A 26,502-nucleotide genomic window follows, 5' to 3' on the forward strand; every position below is an offset into this window, starting at 1 on the left:
GCGGGCCGGGGATGGTGGTCCGAGGGGCCCGTGCGGTTTCGGGGATCGCCGCAGTCACCGCGGCGAGGTGGCCTCTCTCAGGCCTCGCCGCGGCGCACGATTACGAGAAGGGCGCTCCGCATGATGGAAGAACTGTACGCCGCCGCGCCGCCGCTGTCTCGGATTCGGTCCACCATGCGGTCGTGTCGGCTGCAGGAATCACCGGTCGACCGGCGATTCTGTCACTTGTCGGGTGTTGCAACGCCCGACAAGTGACAGAACTGCCCGACAAGTCCGGTGCGACCGGACCACGATCCGAGACCTGTGTCCCGTTCCTTGATCGCCGGGTGAGACTCGGGGCATGAGCGCGCCCCCCGAGCTGCCCGACGTGGTCCACCGCGCGTTCGACGCGTCCCGTCGTGCCGGCTATGTGTCGTTCTGCCGCAACGAGACCGGCCGGCTGCTGGCCGCGCTCGCCGCGACCCGCGAGGGCACCATGGCCGAGTTCGGCACCGGCTGCGGTGTCGGCACCGCGTGGCTGCGCTCCGGCGTGCGCAACGACAAGGCCCGGATCCTCACCGCGGAGCTGAACCCGAAGCTGGCCGCCGCCGCGACCGAGACCTTCGCCGGCGACCCGCTGGTCGACGTACTCCAGGCGGACTGGTCCACCCTGATGGACAAGGGCCCGTTCTCGCTGCTCTTCCTCGACTCCGGCGACCCGTCGGCGGTCGGTGTCGACAAGATCGCGGACCTCGTGGAGCCGGGCGGCATCGTGGTGCTCGACGACTTCGTGCCGTGCGAGATGTGGCCACCGATCACCGGCGGACGGGTCGACACCCTGCGCGAGGAGTGGCTCACCGACGAGCGGTTCACCACCGTCGAGGTGATGGTCGCCGCCGACGCGTCGGCCCTGATCGCCACCCGCCGCTGAGGTTCAGACCTCGCCGGACGCCTCGCGGCGGGCCTTGCGCTCGTCGTTGGCGACATTGCGCGCACTCGTCGACCGTCCGAGCGCGCGGACCTCGGCGTCCATCCGGGGCAGCAGGTCCGGCACCAGCTTGAGGACGGGGCGGTTGCCGACGGCCGAGTTGATCACGTTGCGGTTCAGTCCGGCGCCGCGGACCCAGCCGGGGCAGTAGACGTGGCGCGATCGCCGGTCGACGCCCCTGACGAACGCCTTCACGCAGGCCTCGACGCCGGTCGTCCGGTTCAACGGAGGAGGCAGCTTGCTCAGCAGCTCCCGGAAGGTCGGCAGGTCGCTCTTGGCGTCCTGCACGAGCGGGGTGTCGATCCACGACATGTGGGCCGAGCCGACGGCGATGCCCTGGTGGGCGACCTCGAGCCGAAGTGCGTTGGCGAAGTGCTCGACGCCGGCCTTGCTGGCGTTGTACGCCGCGAGGCCGGGTGCCGCCGCGAAGGCCGCCAGCGACGACACCACCAGCAGGTAGCCGCGGCTTTCCGCGAGGGCGGGCACCGCGGCGCGAGCGGTGTTGAAGACACCGACGATGTTGATGTCGACCGTGCGTTGGAAGGCCGCCGGGTCGATCGCCATGACCGACCCGTAGCTCGCGATGCCCGCGTTGGCGAGCACCGTGTCGAGCCGACCGAACCGCTCCAGCGCCGTTGCGACCGCCCCCTCCATGGCCGGCAGGTCGCACACGTCGGCGACGATCCCCTCACAGCGCTCGGGCCCGATCGCTGCGACCGCCTCGGACAGCGCGGGACCGTCGAGGTCGGTCAGGACGAGGCGGGCGCCCCTCCCGGCCAGCGCCTTCGCGGTCTCGAGCCCGATGCCGCGGGCGCCGCCGGTGATGAGGATGACCTGGTCGCTGATCGCCATCCACGCATCGTCGCAGACGAACCGGCCACTACGGGCCCGCGCGTGGGGCAGCGTCCGCAACGCCACCCCACGCGGTCCCGACGGCGCGACCGGGCTCTAGAACTGATTGACCTCCCCGGCGAACAGGCAGACGTCGCCGGCGCCGTAGATGCCGTTGCCGCCCGGAAGGTCGCCGTTCTTCGCGGCCACCTGGACGTGCGCCTCGATCGCGGTGCCGTTGGGCGACATCGCACCGATCTCGGTCGAGTGCATGAAGTAGGAGTCGGCGCCGTTGTTGCCGGCGCTGGCGTAATGCGCCTCCCGGTCCGTCTCGGGTGTTCCGACGTTGAGGAACGTGCCCGCGTCTCCGTCAGCGCTGTCGTAGTCCGACTCGAAGACGGCGCCGTTCTCGCTGGTCTTGATGAACGCCCGAGCAAACACGGTGTCGCTGTCGGCGGCGCGGTAGCACTTCCCGTAGATCGTGAAGGCGCCTGAGGTGAACAGGGCCACCTCCGGTGCCGCGGACCGCGCAGCATCCTCCGTGGCGCCCGACGTGGCTCCCACCCGCTTGATCCCGGCCTTCTGGTACCCGGCCAAGCTGGCAGCCGAGGCAGCCGAGGCGGCGGAGGGAACCGTTGCCAGCGTGGACTCGTCGATGTCCCTGCCCTTGAGGGAGTTGTCCTTGACGTGCTTGGACTTGACGACGTTCTTCCGCAGGTCGTTGCCGTCGATGCTGTTCTTGCCCGGCAGCGCGGCAGAGCCGGAGGCGCCGGCCAGGATCAGTGCCGCGACCACCATCAACGCGGCGGGCGCCGCGCTCAGCGAGATTCTCTTCATGAGTCAGTCCTTGAACGGGGAGTTCTTCCTACGACCGACTGAGGCAACCACGCCGGCGGCAGCCGGTAAATGGCCCGAACGGACCACCTCGGCTGCCCCGCGGGGACCAGGCGCGCCATGGCCCGGGTCGGAGCTCGGGCTCCCACGCAGCCGACGCGGCCGTGGCGACAGGGCGTCTCAGACCTCGCCGGGCTGCGCCCTGCGGATCACGATCCGGGTCCAGGCGCCGAGGTAGACCCGCGCGTCGGGCGCGATCTCGCGCTTCTCCCCGACCGGGATCGGGTCCGCCGGGAGCTGACCGGCGGCGGAGCCGAGGTAGGTGCCGTTGGACGAGCCGAGGTCCTCGACCCACCACCGCGTGCCGTCCGTGGTGAGCTGGCAGTGCCGCCGGCTGATGCCGTTGTCGGACCCGAGGTCGATGTCGGGGTGGATGCCCCGGCTGCGCGACGTGCGGCCGACCAGGATCGACGTCGTCTTGAGGGGTACGACGGTGGGCACGCCGGCGGAGGGCAGCGGGTCGGTCGACTCCTGGTCGGCGTACCAGTCCGGGTCGATCCAGATCTCGGCCACCCAGGCGTCCGCCAGCGGCGGCGCGAGCGGGGACTCCGCCGGCGCCGCCACGGGCGGGCGCGCGTCGGCCGTCCCGGCGTCGTCGGTGCCCGCCGGAGCGCCGAGGTCGAGGACCGACGGTGTCACGGGCGTGACCGGACGCGGCATCGAGCCGGTCGTGAAGTCGTAGCCGCAGGCCTCGCAGAACAGCGCGTTCGGCGGGTTGGCCGCCTGGCAGTTCGGGCACTCCGCGGTCGCCGGTGCGGCGGGGGCCGCCGGCTCCGGCGCATCGGCCGGGGTGTCCGGCGGGACCGGCGTCGCCGAGGAGGCGGCCGGAGAGCCCGCCGCCGTGGCTCCGCCCGCCGGGATCGGCAGGCCGCAGACGTCGCAGTAGTCGTCCGAGGCCGACTCGTGCCCGGAGGGGCACGTACTCATGAGGTCGGCTCCTTGCGGATCCGTGTCGTCTTGGTCGACGCGGTGTCGAGGGCCATCTCGTCGGCCTTCTCGACCGCCCGCTTGAGACGCACCGTGCCGGTCTCCTCGTTGTCGACCTCGACGACCTTGCGCAGCTTCGAGGTGGCCTCGTCGTTGCCGGTCTCCGCGGCGAGCTGGACCGCGCGACCCAGCTTGGTGGTCGCGGTCGCCTCGTCGCCGGCGGCCTTCGCCGCGAGGCCCTCCTGGATGACCTGCGCGAGCTCGGCCTGGCCGGTGTAGTGCGCGACCTGCTGGTCGATCCGGGTGGTGAGCTCGGAGTTGTTGGACCAGGTCGCCTTCACCAGCCCCTGGGTGACCACGTCGTTGCCCAGCGCCAGCTGGACCCGGGCGGCGAGCTGCTCCTGCCCGATCGCCTTCGCCGGCACCCGCACCGCGACGTGGTAGTCGCGGGACTCGTCCGACCAGGCTCCCGTCGGGTAGTCGCCGGTGAGCGGGTTGACCGGGGTACGGCGGTTGGTGAGGTCCTCGACCGTGGGCGAGACCTGACGCACGAACAGCACCTCGGCACCCTGGGGCGTCCACACCCGCAGCGAGGCGTCGGCGACGCCGCGGGCCATGGCGTTGCGCATGATCTCCTGGAACTGCGCCTTCATCTCCGCGGGGCTCGGGATGATGTCGACGGTGCCGAGGAGGGCCTGGGCGATCCGGCGGATCTCCGCGACCTGCCAGTCGGTGCCGGCACCGCGGCAGTCGGCCTGGTAGTAGCCGGTGGCGCGGTTGATCGCCTCGTCGAGACGCCCGGGGCGCTCACGGTTCTCGCCGTCGGTGAGCAGCAGGACGTGACGCTGGGTGACGGCGCTGACCGACGCGAAGAGCTGGCCGGCGAGATCGAGCCAGGTGCTGATCGCCGTACCCCCGCTGCCGACGAACCGGTCGATCGCCGCCGATGCCTCGTGGCGGGTCCGCGCGTCCATCTGCACCATGCCGGGGCCACTGGAGACCTGCGGGTAGGCGAGCATCGCCCGGTCGGCGCCCGCGATCACGGCGAAGTAGGTGCCGTCCACGATCTCGGCGAGCGCGGCCTGAGCGCCCTCCTTGGCCGCGGCCATCGTCGCCGGGCCCATCGAGCCCGAGGTGTCGACGATGATGATCTCGCCCGCGCTGCCCGCTCCGGACTGCCCCGCCGTCCCGGCACCGGTGCAGGTGATCGTGACGATCGCGTTGACGTCGGTCCCGCCGTCGGGCAGGAACTCGTTCTGGTAGACGGCGGCGTTGAACTCAGCCATCGCTCGGCTCTCCTCCTGGGGTCGGCGTCTGGTCATTGTGCCCGAGGTCGGTCAGGTCGACCCGGGCGAGTGCGGCGGTGATGTTGTCGTGGCCGCCGGCGTCGTTGGCGAACCTCACGAGTGCGAGCGCGAGCTCGAGAGGGTCGACCGTGCCGGCGGCGCGGACCTGGTCCGCGAGCGCCTCGGGCTCCGAGGCGTAGTTCCACAGCCCGTCGGAGCAGGCCAGGAGCCAACCGCTCTCCGCGACCTCCAGCGAGCCGACGGTCGGCTTCTGGTCCTCGGAGTCACGGCCCAGCCACTTGGTGATCGCGTGGGCCTGCGGCCCGGTCTCGGCGACGTCGCGGGCGACCCCGGCGGCGATCTGCGCCTGGGCGACCGAGTCGTCGACGCTGAGCTGGACCGGCGTGCCGGCGTCGGGCAGCCAGTAGGACCGCGAGTCGCCGATGTTGGCCCAGGTGATGCGGCGCCCTTCGAGCACGGCGGCCGTGAAGGTGGCCGAGGCGGGATTCGGCGAGTCCGGGTCGGTGACCGCGACGATCGCGGTGTTAGCGGCAGCCGCGGCGTCGGTGAGCACCTTGCGTACGGCGGCGTCGCGGCTCTGCGGCGTACCCATCCCGGACGGCAGCGGCATGCGCAGCACCTCGCGCGCGGCGCGGGCACCGGCCAGCGACGCGACGTCGGAGTCGATCGAGTTCGAGACGCCGTCCATCACGATCAGCACCGCCCGCGATCCGGGCTCGGCGCCGGCCAGGAGGGCCATCGCGTCCTCGTTGCGGTTCTTCCTGATCGCCTTGTCGCACACCCCCGCCACCCACGGTGCGGGCTGCTCCTGGAAGTGGTCGCGCTCGCTGGGCGCCTTGGTGCCGCACTCGAGGCAGTAGAGGTCGGGCCCGACCTCTCCCCCGCACTCCGCGCACGGCCTCCGGCCGGCCGGCGCCGGCGGGTCGGGCAGCGCCGCGGCCGGCTTCCGGGTCGGCGCGCTGATCGGCGCATCGCCGAGCGGATGGTCGCCGGGAGCAGCCGCCACCGGCGCTGGTACGGCGACCCGGTCGCCGAGCTGCGCGCCGCAGTTCTCGCAGAAGCGGGCGCCGGGGGCCAGCGCCGCGTTGCAGGACGGACAGTTCACGTGAGACTCCAGTTCCGCACGGCGTTGGCGCGGTTGACGAGGTCGACGCGCTCCTTGAGGTCGGTCGCGTCGCGGGCCAGCATGCGCAGGGCGTTCTCGAGCCCGTCGCGGACGCCGGCCTCGGTCGCCTCGACGGCCCCGATCCGGGCGCCGGCCGGCAGCTTCGCGCTGCTCACGACGGGCAGTGCCTCGCTGAGGATCCGGACGGTGAAGCGCTGGCGCGTCTGCTGGTCGACGCTGGACGCGTCGATCGTGCGCATCGCCTGGTCCAGGACCGTGATGTCCTGCGGGCTGCCGGAGAGCAGCACCTCCGCCCGCTGCTGGCGACTCTCGGTGTAGCCGCGGCTCGTCGTCGGCACCAGGTCGAGGGCGGCCACCGCGCCCGGGGTGTCCTGGCGTCCCGCCCGCACCCGCGCCATGCCGAACGCGGCGGGCGGGACGTAGGCCGCATCGGTCGACGCGCACACCAGGTAGAGGCCCTCGGCGACCTCGGGCAGTCCGCCGCGCTCGCACGCGAACGCCAGCGCCAGCTTGGGCGCGAGCTCGCCGGGCACCTGTTGGTAGACGGCGTTGAACGACGCCTTCGCCGTCTCCCAGTCGCCGGCCTGGACCGCGGCGAGACCCTCGACCCACAGCGCCCGCCACTCCCAGGGATCGTCGGCGAGGAGCTTCTGCGCATGGGTCTTCGCGAGGACGGGGTCACCCAGGTCGAGCGCGGCCCGCGCGCGGGCCAGCCACACCTCGGCGGTGTCCTCCGGGGCGGACTCGAGGTCGTTGAGTCGCTGCTTCGGGTCCTCGTCGGCGATCGTGCTGAGCCAGCCGTACTGGGGGTCGGTGGTGTCGGTCCGCAGGTCCGGGAGCTGACTCCACTCGGTGATCGGGCGCGCGGTGGCCGGCGACTCGAAGAGCACCGACGCGGCCGAGGTCGTCGCGGTGCCCTGCCGCTTGCGGGCGACGACCTCGCGCAGCACGCCCAGGACCTGGGTGCGCATCTCGTCGACGGACGCGAACCGGTCGGCCGGGTCGGGGGCGCAGCACTTGGCGATCAGCTGGTAGAGCGAGTCGTACTGCTGGAACAGCGGTGTCGCGTCCACCGGCGGCAGGCTGTGGAGGTAGGTGCCCTGGTAGCCGCGGAACTCCATGCACAGCACGACCAGCGTGCGCCCGATCGTGTAGATGTCGGACGCCACCGACGGCCCCACCTCGGCCACCTCGGGCGCCTGGTAGCCGACCGTGCCGTAGATCGCCGACTCCTCGTCGTCGATCCTGCGCACGCCGCCGAGGTCGATCAGCTTCATCGCGTCGCCGACCTGGATCATGTTGTCGGGCTTGAAGTCGCAGTAGACCAGGCCGAGGTCGTGGAGGTACTGGAAGGCCGGCAGCAGCTCGAGGATGTAGGCCAGGGCCTGGTCGACCGGCAGCGGGTCGTAGGCGCCGTTGTTGGCCGACATGCGCTGCTTGAGGATCTGCTTGAGCGACTTGCCGCCGACGTACTCCATGACGATGTAGCCGGCGCCCTCGTGGGTCACGAAGTTGTAGATCTCGACGATGAGCGGGTGCTCGACCTGCGCGAGGAACTGCTGCTCGGCGATCGCGGCCGCCAGCGCGTCGGGGTCGCCGGAGTTGAGCAGGCCCTTGAGTACGACCCAGCGGTTGGAGACGTTGCGGTCGCGCGCGAGGTAGATCCAGCCGAGGCCGCCGTGGGCGAGGGCGCCCGCGACCTCGTACTGCCCGGCGACGAGATCGCCCGGCTGCAGCTTGGGGGTGAAGGAGAACTGCTGGCCGCAGTTGGGGCAGAAGCCCTCGCTGCGGCCCGGCTGGCCGTCGATGCTGCGGCCGACGGCGTTGCCGCACTTCGCGCAGCTGCGCTTCTCCTCGGGCACCTGCGGGTTGGCCATGATCGCCTTCGCCGCGTCGACGGGCGGGGCGGGGGGTACGACGGTCAGGCCCGCGCCGATCCGGGCGGCGCGCATCCGCTGCGACCCGGTGCGGGTACGCCGGGTCGACGTGCTGCCGGTGGCGCCGGCGCGCTTCGAGCCGATCGCCGCCGACTGGACGCGGCTGGCGGCGGTTGCGGACGTCCCCTCACGCCCCGACAGCGGCTGCGACTCGGCGATGGCCGTCGCCTCCGCCACCTTCGCGCCCGGGACCGCGGGCGTGCCGCAGACGTCGCAGTAGCCGTCGAGGATGGTGCCCGTGCACCCGGGCTGCTGACAGGTCGAGGCCGCGACGCTGGCGGGGTTGCCGGAGGCGACCGCCGCGGCGATCGGTGCCTTCACCGTGGCGGTCTCGCCCACCGGCGAGGCGGCGGCCGGGGTCGTCGTACCGCCGGCGCCGGGCATGCCGCAGACGTCGCAGTAGCCGTCGACGATGCTGCCCGTGCAGCCGGGTTGGGTGCAGGCACCTGTGCTCATGGTGTCGTCTCCTTGATCAGCCAGGTCTGGTACGTCGTGACGAGCTGCTGCGCGATGGCCAGCGGCGACGGGCGCCGCTCCAGCAGCCCACGGGCGGACTGCTCGCTCGCGACGAGGTCGGGGTGGTCGGCGACGCCGGACGCGCGCGCCTTGGCGACGTACGCGTCGAGCAGGGCCACCAGCTGGGTGTGCTCGTCGAGGGCGGCCGCGTACGCGTGCTGGGCGACCTCGAGGGCCTGCGAGACCCGGTCGAGGCGCTCGAGATAGGGGCCGATGGCGTCGGGCGTGACCGGCACCGGGCCGAGCGCGTCGACGTCGGGCACGGCGTACCGCGGGGCGGGGTCGACGGTCGCGACGCAGGTCGCGGCCAGCTTCTGCAGGGCCGCCGCCCGCGCCTCCAGGTCGCTGCGCAGCTCGCGCGCCGAGATCACCTGGTCGCGGGCGTCGCGACGCCGGGCGTTGCCGACGATGAGGTCGCGCTCGAAGGTCGTCGCCTCCACCTCCAGCGGCCCGAGCATGCCGCCGACGTCACCGCCGCGCTCGGCCTTCGCGGTGATGCCCTGCAGGCGCGACATCAGCTCGGCGAGCTGCTGCACCGCGGCGTCACGGGTCAGCGCCGGCTCCAGGCCGACCTGGTCGCGGATCCGCTCCAGCTGCGCGCGCAGCTCGCGGATCCGCGCCGCCTGGGCGTCGGCGCCCGGCACCAGGGCCAGTCGGTTGCGCAGCTGACCGGTCAGCGCGTCGCAGAGCCGACCCGCCTCGGGCAGCGACACCGCCAGCCCGCCGGGCAGCTCGGTCGCGCCGTCGAGCCGCCCCCAGATCAGCGCCGAGATCCGCTCGCGTTCCTGCTGCAGCACCCGGCCGCCGTCCCAGGTGGCGAAGACCAGCTGGTAGCGGTCCGAGATCGCCTTCCACAGCGCCAGCGCCAGCGACATGTCGCCGGCCAGCTCTCCCCCGCGGCCCACCGCGAGCGCCGCCTGGTCGAGCTCGTCGAGCTCCGAGCGGCGCACCCGCAGCCAGGTGTCGAGCTCCCCGAGGTAGGCCTGGATCGCGGCAGGCTCCAGCGCGTCCCCGAGCCTGCCGGGGGCGGTGGGTGCCGTGGTCGTCATGGTCGCCGGCACGCTCACCGGCCGTAGGCGGGTTGGAACGGCAACGGGTCGACGCCCTGGAGGTCAGGACGCAGCCACCGGTCGTACGACTCCTGCCAGCTGCCGTCGGAGCGCATCTCCTCGAGCACCGCGTTGATGAAGGCGACGAGATCGGTGTCCTCGATGTTGGCGCCGATGCCGTAGGGCTCGTCGGTGAACGGCTCCTGCGGCGGAACCTCCGCATAGAGCTTGTCCTGAGCCGCGAGGCCGGCGAGCACCGTGTCGTCGCCGGTGATCGCGTCGACCTGGCCCTGCTGGAACTTCACCAGGCAGCCGGTGTGGGTGAGGGCGGTCTCCGCCTTGGCCTCGGGCTGCTCCTGCCGGATGTTGTCGATGCTCGTCGTGCCGCTCGGAGCACAGACGGTGACTCCCGCGAGATCCTGCGGCCCCTGGTAGGTGTCGGCCAGGTCGGAGCGCAGTAGCACCTTCTGACCGGCGTGGTAGTACTCCGCCGAGAAGGCGATCTCCTGCCAGCGCGCGCAGTTGATCGTCATGTTGCGGGAGACGAGGTCGATCTCGCGGTTCTGCAGCAGGCCGATGCGATCGCCCGCGTTGATGACGCGCTTCTGCAGCTTCACGCCCAGCTCGTCGGCGATCCGCTGGGCGATGTCGATGTCGAAGCCCTCGATCTCGTTGGTCGACGGGTTGCGCGACCCGAGCAGGAGCGTGTCGCCGGAGACACCGACCTTGAGGACGCCCGCCTCCCGGATGCGCTTCACCGCGGCGCCACCGTCGCGGCTCGGGGCATAGGAGCGCAGGTCCGCGTCGGTCGTCTCGCAGGACGCGGGGCTGGGCGCGGCGGCCGCGGGCTCCTCGTAGGTCGGGACCTTCGTCGCGTCGTACGAGCAACCGGCGAGCACCAGCAGCCCGAGGACCGCGGCGGCCACCCCCAGGCGGGAACGGGACTGCTTCATGAGAACTCCCTCCGTCGCTCGCCGATACCTCGGGCCACGCTCACCGCGGCGGCGATGCCCAGCAGCACGGTCAGTCCGCTGAGGACGAGGGCGAGCCATCGCCCACTGCGCAGGTCGTCGATCGCGCTCGCACTGGCCTTCTCGACGTCCTGGGCCACCATCTCGTCGAAGCGGTCGAATGGCGCGGTGGCGCCCGTGCTCTCGTCGACCGACGTGGCGATGGCGACCGCTTCCTCCCAGCGGTTGGAGTCGTCGAGCTGCACGATCTGCTGGTGGCGCTCGGCGTAGGTCGTCCACTCGCCGAGGTCGCCCGCGGGCACGTTCTTCTCGACCACCGCGGCCTGCTCGCCCCACGCCTCCTCGTTGTCCGCCCCGGATCCGCGCCTGATCAGCCGCAGGCTCTCGTTGGCCTTGGCGTCGTTGGCGGCGGTCCGTGCGGTGGCGCTGGAGACGGCCTCATCGAACGCTCCGTCCCGCAACGAGTCGTTGGAGTTGTCACGCAGCCACGCCCCGACGACCGTCACCAGGGTCACCGCGGCGACGATGGCGGCCGCGACCACCAGCCCCTTGTTGAAGCGCCGGCGGAAGGTGCGCGCGAGCTCGCGGTTGAGCCACCACAAGGCGGCGAGCACGAGGATCCCGAGGAGGAGGAGCCACACCGGGTGCTGCCCGTTCATCGCCCCGTCGGCACGATCGGTGTTGGCCTCGACCAACGCGTCCAGCACCGGGATCGCCTCGTTCCGCAGCTGGTCGCTCGCCGTGGTCTGGTAGCCGGCGCCCACCGGGAAGCCCTGCCGGTTGTTGGCGCGGGCCTGGGCGATGAAGGTCGCGTAGTCGTCGACCAGCTCGTTGAGCGTGGCCAGTGCCTCACGGTCGGCCGGCTGCGCCTCCGCGGCGTCCGCGATCCGGCGCAGCACTCCGTCGATCGCCTCGTCGTACTCCGCGCGCTGGTCGGTGTTCTCCAGACCGCCGACCAGGAAGGCGTTGGTCGCGAGAGCATCCGCCCGCAGCAGGGACGACTGGACCTCCTGGATCCGGACCAGCTGCTCGGTGTCGTCGGCCGCGCGGCCGTCGGCCTGCCAGCCGACGAACTGCAGCAGCGCGCTGACGATGCCGAACACGACGGCCACGCTCATCCCGATGAGCTGCCAGCGGTTGAGCAACGCCGGCGTGTCGACGTACGACGTCGCGGGCTGGGCGGCGGCGGGCGCCGCCCCGGTCGGTGCCGGCGCGGACGCGAAGGCCGGCGGCGGGGGCGGGGCTGCCTGCGGGATGGCGGTCTGGCTCACGGCTGCTCCTCTTCCTCGACGGTCGCCGGCGTGCGGACCGCGGTGGCGTCGTCGCCGAACGGGTCGACGGGCTCGGCGGGCTCGGCCTGCTCGGCCTGCCCGGGTGGGGCGACCTCGCCGTCGGGCGTGGCGGCCTGGTCGTTGGGGTCGACGACGAGGTCGTCGGGCTCGAGCGCGCGCAGCTGCTCCAGCGTGGGCTCGGCGACCTCGCGCAGCCGCCAGGCGTGATGGCCGACCGCGGCCTCCATCAGGTTGCGCACGAAGCGGGCGTTGCCGAACGACGGGCCGCGCTCGGTGCCGGCGAGGATCTCGCGCAGCCGCGCGAGGACGGGCTCGCCGGCGTCGTAGTCGGCCCCCTTCACCATGGAGGCGAAGATCGCCACGAGCTCGTCGTCGGTGTAGTCGGAGAAGTCGATCGTGGTGCGGAAGCGACTCTCCAGGCCCGGGTTCTCGGAGATGAAGATCGCCATCGGCAGCGGATAGCCGGCGACGATGACGACGAGGTCGTCGCGCTTGTCCTCCATCTCCTTGACGAGCGTGTCGATGGCCTCCTTGCCGTACTGGTCGCCGGAGAGGGAGTACGCCTCGTCGATGAACAGCACGCCGCCCTCGGCGGACTTCACGACCTCGGCGGTCTTGGCGGCGGTCTGGCCCAGGTAGCCGGCCACCAGCTCGGAGCGGTCTACCTCGACCAGCTGACCCTTGGAGAGCAGCCCGAGCGCGCGGTAGATGCCGGCGACGAGGCGGGCGACGGTGGTCTTGCCGGTGCCGGGATTGCCGTTGAACACGAGGTGCCGCGTGATCGTCGGACTCTCCAGGCCGGCCTGCTTGCGCAGTCCCTCGACCCGCAGCACGGCGGCCTGACGATGGATCTCGCCCTTGACGTTGGCCAGCCCGATCAACCCGTCGAGCTCGGCGAGCAGCTCCTCGACGGTCTTGGTCGGCTCCTCCGGCCTCTCCTCCTCGGCCGGCGGCGTGGCGGGCTCCGCCGCCTCGGTCTGTACGCCGCCCGCGGGCCGGGAGGCGTCGGTCGACGAGCCGCCGGTGCCCGTGCTGGTGCCGGTGATGTCGGTGCCGCCCGCGGGGTCGACCGGGAGGGGCGGCGCCGTGGTGCCGAGGGCGCCCAGCTGCCGGCGTACCTGCTCCCCGACGCGGCGGACCTGGTCGAGCATCTGGTCCCCCAGGCCGGGCACCGGCTGAGGCGTGGGCAGGTCGAAGGCGCCCGGGGCCTCGGCGGACGGGGTGAGAGCGGGTGCCGGGCCGGCCGTCCCTCCGAGCTGGGCGGTGGTGACCGTGGTGGCGGCGCCGATCGCGTCGGGACCCGGCTCGCCCAGGCGCGACCCGGCCAGCGCGACGTCGGCCAGCGCGCCGGCGTAGTCGGCCGAGGCCGCGGACTTCTCCAGCAGCAGCTGGGACATCAGCGGCGTCGGGCCGGCGCGGAACCGGTTGCCGCGCTTGGCCGCGAGCATGTGCTCCTCGGCGGACCGCTCGCGCCCGGTCTGGGCGCACCAGTCGACGAACGCGCCGCGGGAGCGCTCCGAGACGGTGGCGGCGACCGCCTCGCCCTCGGCGCGGGCGGCGGCCTCGTCGAGCCCAGCCGCGCGGGCGGCGGCGACGAGGCCGTCGAGGGCTTCGGTGAGGGTGGTCATGTGGTTCCCAGCGTGAGGTCGGGGCCGCCCGAGGAGGAGTGGCCGAACTTGGCGTCGAGGAAGCGGCTGTGCGCGATGAGGGCCTGCGCGTCGGCGCGGTTCGCGGCGTCGAGGATCTGGTCCATCGTCACGCCCAGCAGCTCGAGCGCCTCGATGAGGATGAGCAGGGCCGTCTTCGGCCCGTCGATCGGCCGGGTGTCGGCCCAGTCGCGGGGCAGTCGGAGGTAGGACTGCAGTGCCTCAGGGAGGTAGTCGGTCGCCGTCGCGACCACCGAGTAGCTCTCCTCGCTGCCCAACCCGAGCTGGCTCAGCCGCGGCAGCGTCTGGTTGATGGTGCGCGCGATCCGCTGTACGCGCGACACCACCACCGGCGGGGCGTTGTTGTCGGTGAGCATGGCGTACACCTGGTTCAGCGCAGCCCGGATGTCCTGCTCGGTCGGCGCCGGCGGCACGACGTACGCCGGCTCCTGCGTCGTGTCTCCCCGAGACCTGCGCCACCACGACCTCAGCCCCACCCGAAATCCGTCCTGTCCCCGCGACCGTCGCTCGGGTCAGCCGATGTCCAGCGTGCCGGCCGCGTTGCGCGCGTCGTGCTGCCGGACCCGGTCGAGGTACTCCTTCGACTTCTGCACCTCGTTCTCGAGGACGCCGATGGTGGTCGACATGTTGTCGAGCGCCTTGAGCTTGAACTCGTCGATCGAGTCCATCGTGGCGTAGATGTTGGCGAACGCCGCCTGCAGCTGCTCGAGGCCGATGGTCGAGGAGGCCGCCTGCTCCTGGATCGCCGCGGAGTTCTCCTTGAGCATCTCCGAGGTGCGCTGGATCATCGTCGAGGTCGTCGTGTTGAGCGCGGTGATCTGGTCGAGCACCAGCTTCTGGTTGCTCAGCGCCTGGGCGACGATGACCGCCGTACGCAGGGCGGAGATGGTCGTCGTGGTCGCGCGGTCGACGCCCTTGATGAGCTCGATGTTGTTCTTGATGATGATGTCGATCGCGAGGTAGGCCTGGATCGACACGGCGAGCTGGGTGAGCAGGTCCTGGTGCTTCTGGCGGACGTAGAACAGCACGTCCTGCGAGAGCGTCTTCGCCGTCTCCGGGTCGCTCAGCTCCAACTCCGCGATCTTCGCCGACAGCTTCGCGTCCAGCTTCTCGGCGACGTAGATGTACTGGTTGAGCCGGCCCATCACCGACCACAGGTTGGTCTTCTCGAGGTTGAGCGCGACGTTGTCGCGCGTGAGCTCGTCCTGGCCGCTGCGCAGCGAGTGCAGGATGCCGTTGAGCTGGCTCTGCGAGGACTGGTACTTGCGGAAGTAGTCCTCGATCTTGTCGTTGAAGGGCAGCTTGTCCCACCACTTCTTCACGCCGGTCGCCTGGCCCGGGTCGAGGTCCTCGACCGTACGGCGCAGCTCCAGCAGCGTCTTGCCGACGTTCGAGCCCTGGGCGATGCCACCGGTCTTGAGCGCGTTGACCGGCTTGTCGAGCATCCGGTTCGACGTCTCCGCGGCCTTGCGGATGTCGGCGTCGCCCATCGTCCGCACGTTCTCGGCCTGCTTGGCGAACTCCGGGCTGCCCGCCTTCGTCGCCGTCAGCGAGGTCAGGAAGCTGTCGACCTTCGCGTCGAGCTCGGGCACCATCGCCGCCTCGACCTGCGGCGCCATCTTGGGCGCCTGCGTCTCGACGACCGGGGCGGGAGCCTCGGGCGCGGTCAGCGTGATCACGGGCTCGGGAGGGGCGAGCGGGGTGGGCTCAGGTGCGGCAGCCTGGGAACCGTCGGTGGTCATGGCCCCGAGCCTATCCAGCCAACCCCTGCGTCATGCAGGGTCAGCGGGGCAAATCAGGGTTCGGTCAGGGTGGACCCGGGGCCGCCGGTCTCGAGCCGCACGATGAACCACGGCATCATCCACTGCGCCACCGGCCCGATCGTGAGGGCGTACGCGACCGTGCCGAGGCCCAGCGTGCCGCCGAGCAGGACGCCGATCACGACGACGGTGACCTCGATGCCGGTGCGGACCAGCCGGATCGAGAGGCCGGTACGCCGCGCCAGGCCGGTCATCAGGCCGTCGCGGGGGCCTCGGCCGAGCTGGGCGCCGATGTACAGGGCGGTGGCCAGGCCGCAGAGCACGATCCCGCCGACCATCAGGGCGATCCGGACGGCGATGGGGTCGGGGGCGTCGAACATCGCGAGGGTGGCGTCGGCCGCGACGCCGACGACGATGGCGTTGGAGATGGTGCCGAGCCCGGGCTTCTCCCGCAGCGGGATCCACAGCACGAGCACCGCGAAGCTGAACAGCACGACGGCCTGGCCCAGCGTGATCGGGACGTGGCGGACGAACCCGGAGTGCAGCACGTCCCAGGGGGCGAGGCCGATGTCGCCGAGCACCATGAGGGCCAGGCTCACCCCGTAGAGCCAGAGGCCGACGTACAGCTGGACGAGGCGGCGGGGCAGGCGACCGGCGCGGAGCTGGGCGACCGGGCCGAGATCGGCGAGCTGGACGGCGACCCGCGGGGCAGGGGCGGCGAGGGACATGGCTCCAGGATCGCCATGATTGGACTGTCAGGAAATAGCCAATCGTGATCCAATGGTCTGCATGGAGCAGTCCACCTCGCTGTCGGCGCCCCGCCTCGCCTCGCTGGTCGCGGGCTTCGACCGCTCCCCCGCCTACGCCGGCCTCGCCGACGCACTGCGCGAGCTGATCGGCGACGGCCGGATCGGCTACGGCACCCGGCTGCCGAGCGAGCGCGACCTCACCGAGGCGCTCGGCGTCTCGCGGACCACCGTCACCCGCGCGTACGCCGTGCTCCGCGACTCGTCCTATGCCGAGGCGCGGCAGGGCTCCGGGACCTTCACCCGCCTGCCCGGCGGACGGATCCGGGCGCTGGACCGCGCCCTGTGGCCCAGTGACGTCGGCAACGGCGTCATCGATCTCGTCTGCGCCGCGGCCACCGCGCCCCCGGGCATCGCGGCCGTCTACGCCGAGGCCGCGGCCGACCTGCCCGCCCATCTCGGTGGACACGGCTACTTCCCCGCCGGCATGCCCGACCTGCAGGCCGCCATCGCCGCGACGTACGACGCGCGGGGACTGCCGACCGCACCGGAGCAGATCATCGTCACCCCGGGCGCGCTCGCGGCGACGGCCGTCGTCGGGAGCGCGCTCGCCGGTCCGCGGGACCGGGTGCTGGTGGAGTCCCCGACCTACCCCAATGCCGTGCAGGCGCTGCGCGCCGGAGGCGGCCGGATCGCCAGCATCGCGCTCGATCCGTACGGCTGGGACCTCGACGCGGTCGCCGCCACGCTGGCGCGCCACCGACCGCGGCTCGTGTCCGCGATGCCGGACTTCCACAACCCGACGGGACTGGTGATGGGCGAGGCGGACCGGGAGCGGTACGCCCGACTGCTGGCCCGCACCGGCGCCATCGCCATCGTCGACGAGGCGCACTACCTGCTCTCGCTCGACGACGACGTGGTGGCCGGTACGCCGTTCGCCGCTCACGCTCCCGACGCGATCTGCGTCGGCAGCGCCAGCAAGAGCATCTGGGGCGGCCTGCGCCTGGGCTGGATCCGGGCGCCCCACGCCCAGGTCGACCGGCTCACGCGCGCCCGCGTCGGCCTCGACCTCGGCGTACCGGTGCTCGAGCAGCTGGTGCTGACCCGCCTGCTGACCGGCGACCTCGACGCCCTCGTCCGCGGGCAGCGGGCGCGGCTGCGCGAGCAGCGCGACGCGATGACCGGCGCGCTGGCCGCGCGCCTGCCGGACTGGGAGTTCCGGTTGCCGCACGGCGGGATGGCGCTGTGGTGCCACCTGCCCCGGGCCGGAGCGACCGCCCTGTCCACCGAGGCCGAGCGCCACGGCGTACTCCTCGCCCCCGGCCCGTCCTTCGCACCCGAGGGCGGGCTGGACCGCTACCTCCGGCTGCCCTACGCCGCCGCCGCGCCCGAGCTGGTCGAGGCCGTTCGACGGATCGCGGACGCCTGGGCAGTGGTCACCTCCGGGCGGGCCGGCGCCGCGGCACCGCCGTCAGGAGCCGAGCCGGTGTTGGTGGCCTGAGGCGCGTACTTGTCGGGCGTTTCTTGCGCTTGTCCTGCGTTGCAGCGCCCGACAAGCGTCGGAATCGCCGGTCGACCGGCGATTCCTGCGCCCCTCAGACCAGGTCGACCGCGCGGATCGACGTCGCCTCGATGGCGTCCTCGATCTGGGTGAGCGCCTCGGCCGGGATCGCCGAGTCGACGGAGAGCGCCACGAGGGCGTCGCCGCCCTTGGTCTCGCGGGAGACCTGCATGCCGGCGATGTTGACGCCCGCCTCGCCGAGGATCTGGCCGACCGTGCCCACCATGCCGGGACGGTCGACGTAGGTGAAGAACGCGAGGTGCTCGGTCGGCTCGATGTCGACGATGTAGCCGTTGACCTCGACCAGCCGCTCGCGCTGCGCGATGCCCACCAGGGTGCCGCTGACCGACACCTGCGTGCCGTCGGCGAGCGTGCCGCGCAGCGTGATCAGGTTGCGGTGGTCGCCGCTCTCGCCGTCCATGACGAGGCGGACCGCGATGCCCCGCTCGGCCGCGAGCAGCGGGGCGTTGACGAAGGAGACCTGCTCCTCGACGACGTGGGCGAACAGGCCCTTGAGGGCAGCCAGCTCGAGCACCTTCACGTCGTGGTCGGCGATCTCGCCGCGGACCTCGACGTCGAGCTGCTGGGCGACCTCGCCCGCGACGGCGGTGAAGATCTGGCCGAGCTTCTCCGTCAGCGGGATGCCCGGGCGGACGTCCTCGGCGATGACACCGCCCTGGACGTTGACGGCGTCGGGCACCAGCTCGCCGGAGAGGGCGAGCCGGACCGACTTCGCCACCGCGATGCCGGCCTTCTCCTGCGCCTCGTCGGTCGACGCGCCCAGATGCGGGGTGGCGACGACGTTCTCGAGCTCGAAGAGCGGGCTGTCCGTGCAGGGCTCCGTGGCGAACACGTCGAGACCGGCCGCGGCGATCCGCCCGGTCTTGAGCGCGTCGTAGAGCGCGTCCTCGTCGACGATGCCGCCACGCGCGGCGTTGACCAGCACGAGCGACGGCTTCGCCTTCGCGAGGGCGTCGGCGTCGATGAGGCCGACGGTCTCGGCGGTCTTGGGCAGGTGGACGGACATGAAGTCCGACTCGGCCATCAAGGTGTCGAGGTCGACGAGCCGGACCCCGACCTGCGCGGCCCGGCCGGCCGGGACGTAGGGGTCGTAGGCGATGACGTTCATGCCGAACGCCGCGAGTCGCTGGGCGACGAGCACGCCGATCCGGCCGAGGCCGACGATGCCGACGGTCTTCTCGAACAGCTCGATGCCGGTGTACTTCGACCGCTTCCACTCGCCGCCCCGCAGCGCGGCGTGGGCCGGCGAGACGTGACGCGCCGCGGCGAGCATGAGCGCGACGGCGAGCTCGGCGGCGGAGATGATGTTGGAGGTCGGCGCGTTGACGACCATGACGCCGGACTGGGTGGCCGCCTTGACGTCGACGTTGTCGAGGCCGACGCCCGCGCGCGCCACGACCTTGAGCCGCTTGGCCGCCGCCAGCGCCTCCCCGTCGACCTTGGTCGCGGACCGGACCAGGATCGCGTCGGCGTCCCCGATCGCGGACAGCAGCTCGGACCGGTCGGCACCGTCGCAGTGGCGGATCTCGAAGTCCGGGCCGAGCGCCTCGACGGTCGCGGGGCTCAGCTCTTCGGCGATGAGGACGACGGGGCGTGCGGTCGTGGCAGTCACAGCGGGGTCCTTCGCAGGATGTGCGGATCAGGGGGTGCACGGCGCTGTGCGGGCGCGGCCAGCCTACTCCCACCCCGCACGGTCCCGCAGTCATGTCCGCACGGCGCTCGGCAGCGGCCGGCGGCGAGACCCTGGGCCGGGGTCGCCCGCGCGACGGTAGGGTCGTGCCACCGATTCGAGGGCGGGGCGAAGGAGCCAGACATGCGGGTTTTCACGACGTTCGAGGAGTTGACCGAGGCCGCGGGCACCGACCTCGGGACCAGCGACTGGGTGACGATCGACCAGCGCCGGGTCAACCAGTTCGCCGACGCGACCGGGGACCACCAGTGGATCCACGTCGACCTCGAGCGGGCCAAGGAGGGTCCGTTCGGCGGCACCATCGCCCACGGCTATCTCACGCTGTCCCTCGTGCCGTGGCTCGGCAGCCAGGTGTTCACCCTGCGCACGCCGGGCGCCAAGCTCAACTACGGCGTCAACAAGGTCCGCTTCCCCGCGCCCCTGCTCGTCGGCAAGCGGATCCGACTCCACGTCACCATGGGCGAGGTGGTCGACATCCCGAGCGGCAAGCAGATCACCGTGCACCACACGGTCGAGATCGAGGGCGAGCAGAAGCCCGCCTGCGTCGCGGAGACCGTGGTCCTGCTGCTGCCGTAGCGGCTGCGGGAATCGCCGGTCGACCGGCGATTCCCGCACTTGTCGGCCATTGCAACGCCGGACAAGCGCAGGAAACACCTGACAAGTCAGGTCAGGCGCGCGACTCCCAGGCCTGCGTCAGGGCCTGCTCGAAGAGCTCGGTCGGCTGAGCACCGGAGATGCCGAACCGCCCGTCGAGGACGAAGAACGGCACACCGCTGGATCCGTAGGCGCGGGCCTGCGCGACGTCGGCCATGACGTCGTCGCGGAACTCGTCGCTGCCGAGCACCTGCTCGACCCGGTCGGCGTCGAGTCCGGCCACCGCGGCGGCCCGACGCAGCACGTCGTGGTCGCCGAGCGACTCGCCGCGGGTGAAGTACGCCGCCAGCACCTCCTCCAGCAGCGCCTGCTGGCGCCCGTGGGACTTCGCCAGGTGGAGCAGGCGGTGGGCAGTCAGGGTGCGGGCGTGAAGCGCGTCGGCGTGCGAGAAGTGCAGCCCCTCCGCCGCCGCAACCTCGTCGGCCCGCGCCATCATCTCCCGCGTGGCGGCCTCGTCGGCGCCGAACTTGCGACCGAGCACCTGCACCGTGGTCTCGGTGCCGACCTCGGGTGCGAACGGGTCGAGCTCGTAGGAGCGGTAGACGACCTCGACCTCGTCTCGGTGCTCGAACGAGGCGAGCGCCTTCTCCAGCCTCCGCTTGCCGATGTAGCACCACGGGCACACGACGTCGGCCCAGATCTCGATACGCACGACGAGCCCAACACGGCGTACCCCTGATTGCTTCCCCTAGGGGCCGCCAGGGTGACCTCAGGGACGGGTCAAGGGATCTGCCCGAAGCGGCGCGGGGGCCCGCGACGACAGGCTTCGGGTCATGATCACCGTCGAGTCCCTCAGCAAGTCGTACGGCAGCTTCACCGCCGTCGACGACGTCTCCTTCACGGCGCAGCCCGGCCGCGTCACCGGCTTCCTCGGGCCCAACGGCGCCGGCAAGTCCACCACCATGCGGGTCATGGTCGGCCTGACGGCACCCGGCAGCGGCGAGGTCCGCGTCCTCGGGCGCCGCTTCGCCGAGCTGCCCGACCCGGGTCGCGAGGTCGGCGTCCTGCTGGACGCCTCTGCCCAGCACGCCGGACGCACCGGTCGGGAGATCCTGACCATCGCGGCGCTCACCATGGGCCTGCCGCGGACGCGCGTCGACGAGATGCTGGAGCGCGTCAGCCTGACGCCCGACGAGGCCAGCCGCCGGGTGCGCAACTACTCCCTCGGCATGCGGCAGCGGCTCGGCATCGGGACCGCGCTGCTCGGCGACCCCGAGGTGCTCATCCTCGACGAGCCCGCCAACGGCCTCGACCCCGCCGGCATCCGTTGGATGCGGGACCTGCTGCGGGACTTCGCCGACCAGGGCGGCACCGTCCTGCTCTCCTCGCACCTGCTGCACGAGATCGAGGTCATCGCCGACGACCTGGTCGTCATCGGCAACGGCCGGATCGTCGCTCAGGGCACCAAGGAGGAGCTGCTGGCGGGCGCCGGCACCCTCGTCCGCGCCGCCGACGGCGCCGCGCTCGCCGCCGCGCTCGTCGCCTCGGGCATCGCGGCCCGCCCGACCTCCGGGGGCGCCGTCCTCGCCGAGGCCGACCTGACCCGCGTGGGCCAGGCCGCGTTCGCCGCCGGGATCGCCGTCACCGAGCTCCGGGCCGCCGACGGGGCGGGCCTGGAGGAGATGTTCCTGGCCCTGACCGCCGAGAGCCAGCGCGAGAGCGTCGACCACACCACCACGCAAGGAGCCGCGGCATGACCGCCACGACCGTCACCACCCCGGACACCGACGTGTCCACCGCCCCCGCGCCGCGGACCCGACCCGTCCCGGCCCGCACCCCCTTCCGCCGGGTCCAGCACGTCGAGCTGCGCAAGATGTTCGACACCCGGTCCGGGTTCTGGCTCATGGCGAGCATCGTCATCACCTCCGCGGTCGCCACCGCGATCACGGTGATCGTCGGTGACCGCGACACCCTGACGTTCGAGTCGTTCGCCGCCTCGATCGGCAGCCCGATGTCCGTCATCCTGCCGGTCATCGGTGTCCTCGCGGTCACCAGCGAGTGGAGCCAGCGCACCACGCTGACGACCTTCACCCTGGTGCCCGGACGCTCGCGGGTGCTGGCCGCGAAACTGCTCAACACGCTGCTGATCGGGTTCGTCGGCATGCTGGTCGCGCTGGGCGTGGGCGCCGTGGGCAACCTGGTCACCGCGATGATCACCGGCGCCGACGCGCAGTGGGACATCTCGGTCTCGGGCTTCGCGCAGATCGTCTTGGCCAACGAGCTCGGCATGATGCTCGGCTTCGTGCTCGGCCTGCTCTTCCGCAGCTCCCCGGCCGCGATCGTCGGCTACTTCGTGGTCAACCTGGTGCTGCCGGGCCTCTCCGGAGCCCTGGCGTCCACCCAGGAGTGGTGGGCCGACAACGCGGGCTGGTTCGACGTCAACGAGACCCGGTTCCTGCTGTTCGACGGCAGTCTCACCGGCCAGGACTGGGCGCAGCTCGGGGTGACCTCGGCGCTGTGGATCGTGCTGCCACTCCTGATCGGCACCCGCCTGGTGCTCCGCTCCGAGGTCAAGTAGCCCGACCCGGCTCAGATTGAACAGCAGACAACGCTGACCCGGCGCAGATTGAACGGACAACGTTCAATCTGCGCCGGGTCGGTGCGATCGTGCATTGAAACTGCGCCGGGTCGGCGTCATCTCGGGTTCAGACTGCGCCGGGTCGGCGATCAGATGCCCAAGATGGGTGAGTCGCCTGCGGGCGGATCGTGTCACCGTCGGATGTCGTCTCGGTCGATTCACCTGGGGGCACCGTGCAGGGACACCGTCGGACCCGCATCCACCTCGCGGTCCTGATGCTCGTGGCCGCCACCGCCCTCACCCTGGTGTCGGCCGGCGGGCGGCCCGCGCTCGCGCAGCCGGCCCACCACCGGCTGATCCCGTCGGCCGTGCCGGCGACCACGCCCCACATCCTCGACGGCCGGACGCTGGCGATCGCGGAGGTGGGCTCGCGGGTGTTCGTCGGCGGCACGTTCACCACCACCCAGAACCCGGGCACGAGCGCGCAGCTCGCGACGCCGTACCTCTTCGCGTACGACCGGAGCACCGGGGTCGTCGACCCGGCCTTCCTGCCGGCGCTCGACGGCAGCGTCAACGCGCTCGTCCCGTCGCCCGACGGGACCGCGCTCTACGTCGCCGGCACCTTCAAGCTGGCCGGCACGACCCGGGTCCGCAACCTCATCAAGATCGACACCGCGACGGGCGCGCTGGTCACGGCCTTCCGGAACCCCAGCCCCAACGGCGGGATCCTCGACATCGCACTGGTCGGGAGCCGGCTGCTGATCGCCGGCAGCTTCACCTCCGTCGCCACGCTCCCCCGGGCCGGCCTGGCCTCCCTGGACGCGACGACGGGCGCGGTGGACGACTACCTGCGCATCGCCGTCGACACCAACCACAACTGGCCCTCCGGTACGGCGAGGGCGCCGGTCGGCGTCGCCAAGCTGGCCGCCAGCCCGGACGGCTCCCGGATGGTCGCGATCGGCAACTTCAAGCATGCCGACGGCCTCGACCGCGACCAGGTGATGCTGATCCGGCTGGGCGCCGACCAGGCGTCCGTCGACCCCGACTGGAGGACGCTGCGCTACACGCCCGCCTGCCAGAAGAACGCCTTCGACTCCTACGTCCGCGACGTCGACTTCTCGCCCGACGGCGCCTACTTCGTCATCGCCTCCAGCGGGGCGGGCTACAACGGGACGCTGTGCGACTCGGCCGCGCGCTTCGACATCGCCGCGACCGGACAGGCCGTCGAGCCGGTCTGGCAGGCGGCGACGGGGCAGGACTCGCTGCTCTCGGTCGCCGTGTCCGACAACGCCGTCTACGTCGGCGGGCACCAGAAGTGGATGAACGCCGTCCAGAGCGGCGCCGACGAGCAGGCCGGCCAGGTGCCGCGCCCCGGCCTCGCCGCGCTGGACCCGCTCAACGGCGTACCTCTCTCGTGGAACCCGGGCCGGCACCCGCGCGGCGTCGGGGCCGAGGAGCTGCTGGTGACCGACCACGGGCTGTACGTCGGGAGCGACACCCAGTACATCGGCAACGGCGAGTACCGCCGTGAGCGGCTCGCGTTCTTCCCCGTCGACGGCGGCACCGCGCCGGTGACCCAGGCCGACCCGGTCCTCCCCCGCAGCCTCTACCGACTCTCCGGGACGACCGTCACCGCCCGTCAGTTCTCCGGCACCTCGGTGACCGCGCCGACCACCGTCGCGACGACCGGCGCGGGCAGCTGGAACAACGCGCGCGGCGCGTTCATGATCGGCTCGACGCTGGTCTACGGGTGGACCGACGGCAGGCTGCACCGCCGGACCTTCGACGGCACGACCTTCGGACCGGACGCGGTCATCGATCCCTACAACGACCCGCTGTGGAGTACGGTGACCACCGGCGGCGGCACCCAGACCTACCGCGGCCGGGTGCCCGGCCTGTACGGCCAGATGTCCTCGGTGACGGGCCTCGCGTACGCCGACGGACGGCTCTACTACACCCGCCAACTGCAGGGGAAGGTGTTCTGGCGGTGGTTCTCGCCGGAGAGCATGGTGCTCGGCGCGCAGGAGTTCACGGTCGCGTCGTCGAACCTCCCCCTGCTCCAGGACGTCCGCAACCTCGTGTACGCCGACGGGCACCTGTGGGCCGGGATGACGACCAACCAGCTCTGGCGACTGCCCGTGACCGACGGCGTCGTCGGCGGGTCGTGGACCCGCGTGACCGGCTCCGGCATCGACTCCAGCCCGCAGTGGTCGAGCGGCACCATGTTCCTCGGACCGCTCGCGAACGTGGCGCCGACGGCGTCCTTCGTCAGCTCCTGCTCCGGCCAGACCTGCTCGTTCGACGGCCGCGCGTCCGGCGACGCCGACGGCACCGTGACGTCGTACGCCTGGACCTTCGGCGACGGCGCCACCGCCACCGGCGCCCGTTCCGAGCACGTGTACGCCGCTCCCGGGTCGTACGACGTCACACTGACCGTCACCGACGAGGACGGCGCCACGGCCGCCACCACCCAGCCGATCGTCATCGAGGGCGGCACCAGTCAGGTCGGGTTCCGTGACGCGACGGGGAAGGTGACCAACGCGACGAGCGTCGTCACGCCGATCCCCGCGGCGACCCAGGCCGGCGACGGCCTCGTCGCCATCGTCTCGGCCGCCACCACCGCGATGCCGGCCGCGCCGGCGGGCTGGAGCCAGGTCGGCGCGCCCGCCACCACCGACGCGCTGACGACCGTGGTCTGGCAACGGGTGGCGGCCCCGGACGATGCCGGGCGCACTGTCACGGTCGGCTTCGGCGCCACCACCGTCAAGGCGACGCTGGTCGTCCTGGCCTACTCCGGGACCTCCGCGACCGGCCCGGTCGCCGCGATCGCCGGCAGCGGCGAGACCACCGCGACCACGGCGCACCGCAGCCCGACGGTGACCACCCCGGGAGACTGGGTGGTCACCGTCTGGTCGGACCGCTCATCCGCGACCACGGCGTTCACCGAGCCCGCCGGGTCCGCGGTGCGCCAGCGGTTGATCGGCGTGGGCGGCGGCCATGTCGACACCCTGGTGGCGGACACCGGCGGGCCGGTCGCGGCGGGCCGGTACGGCGACCAGGTCGCCACCACCGACGCGGCGGCGAAGGGGACGAGCGTCACCATCGCGCTCCACTGAGGTCCCCGCTGCGCTAACGTCGTGCGTTCCGTGGGCTCGAGTCCACGCGACGCATGACGTTACGGAGCTCGTTGTGGACCTGACCTCGACCTGGTGGTTCTGGGCACTGCTGTCGGCGGTGTTCGCCGCGCTGACCGCGATCTTCGCCAAGGTCGGCGTGAAGGAGATCGACTCCGACGTCGCCACCTTCATCCGCACCATCGTGATCCTGGTGACGCTCGGCCTGATCCTGATGACGCTCGGCAAGTTCCACTCCCCGGGCGAGATCAGCGGCCGGACCTGGCTGTTCCTCGTGCTCTCCGGCCTCGCGACCGGAGCCTCGTGGATCTGCTACTTCCGCGCGCTCAAGGTCGGCGACGCCTCCCTCGTGGCGCCGGTCGACAAGCTCAGCGTCGTCCTGGTCGCCGTCTTCGGCGTGACGCTGCTCGGCGAGCGCCTCTCCGCGGTGCAGTGGGGTGGGGTGGCCCTGGTCGGCGCCGGCGCTGTGCTCCTGGTGTTCAGCGGGTGAAGAGGCAGAAGGTGTGGCCCGCCGGGTCGGTGTAGACCCGGAGCGGCTCCTCGGGGTCGTCGGAGCGGTCGAGGCGGACGACGGCGCCCAGCTCGAGGGCACGATCGTGGTTCTCGTCGAGGTCGGCGCGGCTGTCGACCTGGAAGTCGAGGTGCAGCTGCTGCGGCACCTCCGTGCTCGGCCAGGTCGTCGGGGCGAGCTCGTCGACCTGCTGGAAGGAGAGCCGCTCGCCCGCCGGTCCGACGATCGCGAGCCAGTCGGCGGACGCGTCGAGGTCGAAGCCCTCGGGATAGGACCAGCCGAGCAGCCGGCGGTAGAACTCCGCCAGCGCGGGGACGTCGGTGGTGTCGAGGACGGTGCTGCGCAGTCGTGGATAGCCCATGCCCACGACTGTGCCACCGGACGCCGACACCCCCGGCCCAGGCGGGTCCGGGGGTGTCGTGC

23 protein-coding genes are annotated in these 26,502 nt (G+C 72.1%); 7 read left to right on the plus strand and 16 right to left on the minus strand.

The window, feature by feature from the left end:
• The first annotated feature begins 340 nt into the window (after window positions 1-340).
• Window positions 341-910, plus strand: coding sequence for an O-methyltransferase (locus ACPZVR_RS09235; protein WP_436699280.1), 570 nt, complete (start codon window positions 341-343; stop codon window positions 908-910).
• Window positions 911-913: 3 nt separating this feature from the next.
• On the opposite strand, the gene ACPZVR_RS09240 is transcribed toward ACPZVR_RS09235, so the two are convergent.
• From ACPZVR_RS09240 to yczE, 13 genes are all read right to left on the minus strand, one after another.
• A complete protein-coding gene (locus ACPZVR_RS09240) occupies window positions 914-1,819 on the minus strand; it encodes an SDR family oxidoreductase (protein WP_436699281.1) in 906 nt (301 codons plus the stop codon).
• Between the two features lie 96 nt (window positions 1,820-1,915).
• On the minus strand, window positions 1,916-2,635 hold the full coding sequence (locus ACPZVR_RS09245; RefSeq protein WP_436699282.1) for a hypothetical protein: 720 nt from the start codon (window positions 2,633-2,635) through the stop codon (window positions 1,916-1,918).
• A gap of 177 nt (window positions 2,636-2,812) precedes the next feature.
• Complete coding sequence (locus ACPZVR_RS09250; RefSeq protein WP_436699283.1) at window positions 2,813-3,619, minus strand: FHA domain-containing protein; 807 nt, start codon at window positions 3,617-3,619, stop codon at window positions 2,813-2,815.
• Window positions 3,616-4,905 (minus strand): vWA domain-containing protein, encoded by a 1,290-nt coding sequence (locus ACPZVR_RS09255; RefSeq protein WP_436699284.1) that lies wholly within the window; start codon window positions 4,903-4,905, stop codon window positions 3,616-3,618. Before ACPZVR_RS09255 ends, ACPZVR_RS09250 begins: the two co-directional genes overlap by 4 nt.
• Window positions 4,898-6,031 (minus strand): protein phosphatase 2C domain-containing protein, encoded by a 1,134-nt coding sequence (locus ACPZVR_RS09260; RefSeq protein ID WP_436699285.1) that lies wholly within the window; start codon window positions 6,029-6,031, stop codon window positions 4,898-4,900. Before ACPZVR_RS09260 ends, ACPZVR_RS09255 begins: the two co-directional genes overlap by 8 nt.
• Window positions 6,028-8,445, minus strand: coding sequence for a serine/threonine-protein kinase (locus ACPZVR_RS09265; RefSeq protein WP_436699286.1), 2,418 nt, complete (start codon window positions 8,443-8,445; stop codon window positions 6,028-6,030). Before ACPZVR_RS09265 ends, ACPZVR_RS09260 begins: the two co-directional genes overlap by 4 nt.
• Complete coding sequence (locus ACPZVR_RS09270) at window positions 8,442-9,554, minus strand: hypothetical protein (RefSeq protein WP_436699287.1); 1,113 nt, start codon at window positions 9,552-9,554, stop codon at window positions 8,442-8,444. Before ACPZVR_RS09270 ends, ACPZVR_RS09265 begins: the two co-directional genes overlap by 4 nt.
• 14 nt (window positions 9,555-9,568) lie before the next feature.
• Entirely contained in the window at window positions 9,569-10,507 is a 939-nt protein-coding gene (locus ACPZVR_RS09275; RefSeq protein ID WP_436699288.1) for a glutamate ABC transporter substrate-binding protein, read from the minus strand.
• A complete protein-coding gene (locus tag ACPZVR_RS09280) occupies window positions 10,504-11,796 on the minus strand; it encodes a GlnX family signal transduction membrane protein (protein ID WP_436699289.1) in 1,293 nt (430 codons plus the stop codon). The genes ACPZVR_RS09275 and ACPZVR_RS09280 overlap by 4 nt, the downstream gene beginning before the upstream one ends.
• Complete coding sequence (locus ACPZVR_RS09285; protein WP_436699290.1) at window positions 11,793-13,445, minus strand: AAA family ATPase; 1,653 nt, start codon at window positions 13,443-13,445, stop codon at window positions 11,793-11,795. The genes ACPZVR_RS09280 and ACPZVR_RS09285 overlap by 4 nt, the downstream gene beginning before the upstream one ends.
• A complete protein-coding gene (locus ACPZVR_RS09290) occupies window positions 13,442-13,960 on the minus strand; it encodes a hypothetical protein (protein ID WP_436699291.1) in 519 nt (172 codons plus the stop codon). The genes ACPZVR_RS09285 and ACPZVR_RS09290 overlap by 4 nt, the downstream gene beginning before the upstream one ends.
• A 36-nt stretch (window positions 13,961-13,996) precedes the next feature.
• Window positions 13,997-15,226 (minus strand): toxic anion resistance protein, encoded by a 1,230-nt coding sequence (locus ACPZVR_RS09295; protein ID WP_436699292.1) that lies wholly within the window; start codon window positions 15,224-15,226, stop codon window positions 13,997-13,999.
• A gap of 53 nt (window positions 15,227-15,279) precedes the next feature.
• The gene (gene yczE, locus ACPZVR_RS09300; RefSeq protein WP_436699293.1) at window positions 15,280-15,972 is read right to left on the minus strand and encodes a membrane protein YczE; all 693 of its coding nucleotides are present in this window, start codon (window positions 15,970-15,972) and stop codon (window positions 15,280-15,282) included.
• Between the two features lie 61 nt (window positions 15,973-16,033).
• On the opposite strand from yczE, the gene yczR reads away from it, so the two are divergent.
• Window positions 16,034-17,491, plus strand: a complete 1,458-nt coding sequence (yczR, locus tag ACPZVR_RS09305; RefSeq protein ID WP_436699294.1) for a MocR-like transcription factor YczR — start codon at window positions 16,034-16,036, stop codon at window positions 17,489-17,491.
• Between the two features lie 94 nt (window positions 17,492-17,585).
• Here yczR and serA read toward each other — a convergent pair whose 3' ends face one another.
• Entirely contained in the window at window positions 17,586-19,184 is a 1,599-nt protein-coding gene (serA, locus tag ACPZVR_RS09310) for a phosphoglycerate dehydrogenase (protein WP_436699295.1), read from the minus strand.
• Between the two features lie 201 nt (window positions 19,185-19,385).
• Here serA and ACPZVR_RS09315 point away from each other — a divergent pair, with 201 nt between their 5' ends.
• Window positions 19,386-19,838 carry a MaoC family dehydratase gene (locus tag ACPZVR_RS09315; RefSeq protein WP_436699296.1) on the plus strand — a complete coding sequence of 151 codons (453 nt, stop codon included), beginning with the start codon at window positions 19,386-19,388 and terminating at the stop codon, window positions 19,836-19,838.
• 91 nt (window positions 19,839-19,929) lie between these two features.
• Here ACPZVR_RS09315 and ACPZVR_RS09320 read toward each other — a convergent pair whose 3' ends face one another.
• Window positions 19,930-20,568 carry a DsbA family oxidoreductase gene (locus ACPZVR_RS09320; RefSeq protein WP_436699297.1) on the minus strand — a complete coding sequence of 213 codons (639 nt, stop codon included), beginning with the start codon at window positions 20,566-20,568 and terminating at the stop codon, window positions 19,930-19,932.
• Between the two features lie 121 nt (window positions 20,569-20,689).
• On the opposite strand from ACPZVR_RS09320, the gene ACPZVR_RS09325 reads away from it, so the two are divergent.
• The 4 genes from ACPZVR_RS09325 to ACPZVR_RS09340 all read left to right on the plus strand — a co-directional run bounded on the left by ACPZVR_RS09325 (window position 20,690) and on the right by ACPZVR_RS09340 (window position 26,058).
• Complete coding sequence (locus ACPZVR_RS09325; protein WP_436699298.1) at window positions 20,690-21,613, plus strand: ABC transporter ATP-binding protein; 924 nt, start codon at window positions 20,690-20,692, stop codon at window positions 21,611-21,613.
• Complete coding sequence (locus ACPZVR_RS09330) at window positions 21,610-22,434, plus strand: ABC-2 transporter permease (protein WP_436699299.1); 825 nt, start codon at window positions 21,610-21,612, stop codon at window positions 22,432-22,434. Before ACPZVR_RS09325 ends, ACPZVR_RS09330 begins: the two co-directional genes overlap by 4 nt.
• Window positions 22,435-22,667: 233 nt before the next feature.
• The gene (locus tag ACPZVR_RS09335) at window positions 22,668-25,550 is read left to right on the plus strand and encodes a PKD domain-containing protein (RefSeq protein WP_436699300.1); all 2,883 of its coding nucleotides are present in this window, start codon (window positions 22,668-22,670) and stop codon (window positions 25,548-25,550) included.
• Between the two features lie 73 nt (window positions 25,551-25,623).
• A complete protein-coding gene (locus ACPZVR_RS09340) occupies window positions 25,624-26,058 on the plus strand; it encodes an EamA family transporter (RefSeq protein WP_436699301.1) in 435 nt (144 codons plus the stop codon).
• Here ACPZVR_RS09340 and ACPZVR_RS09345 read toward each other — a convergent pair.
• On the minus strand, window positions 26,048-26,440 hold the full coding sequence (locus ACPZVR_RS09345; protein WP_436699302.1) for a VOC family protein: 393 nt from the start codon (window positions 26,438-26,440) through the stop codon (window positions 26,048-26,050). The genes ACPZVR_RS09340 and ACPZVR_RS09345 overlap by 11 nt on opposite strands.
• Window positions 26,441-26,502 lie beyond the last annotated feature (62 nt).

It is taken from the genome of Nocardioides segetis (assembly GCF_051390595.1).
Lineage (GTDB): Bacteria > Actinomycetota > Actinomycetes > Propionibacteriales > Nocardioidaceae > Nocardioides.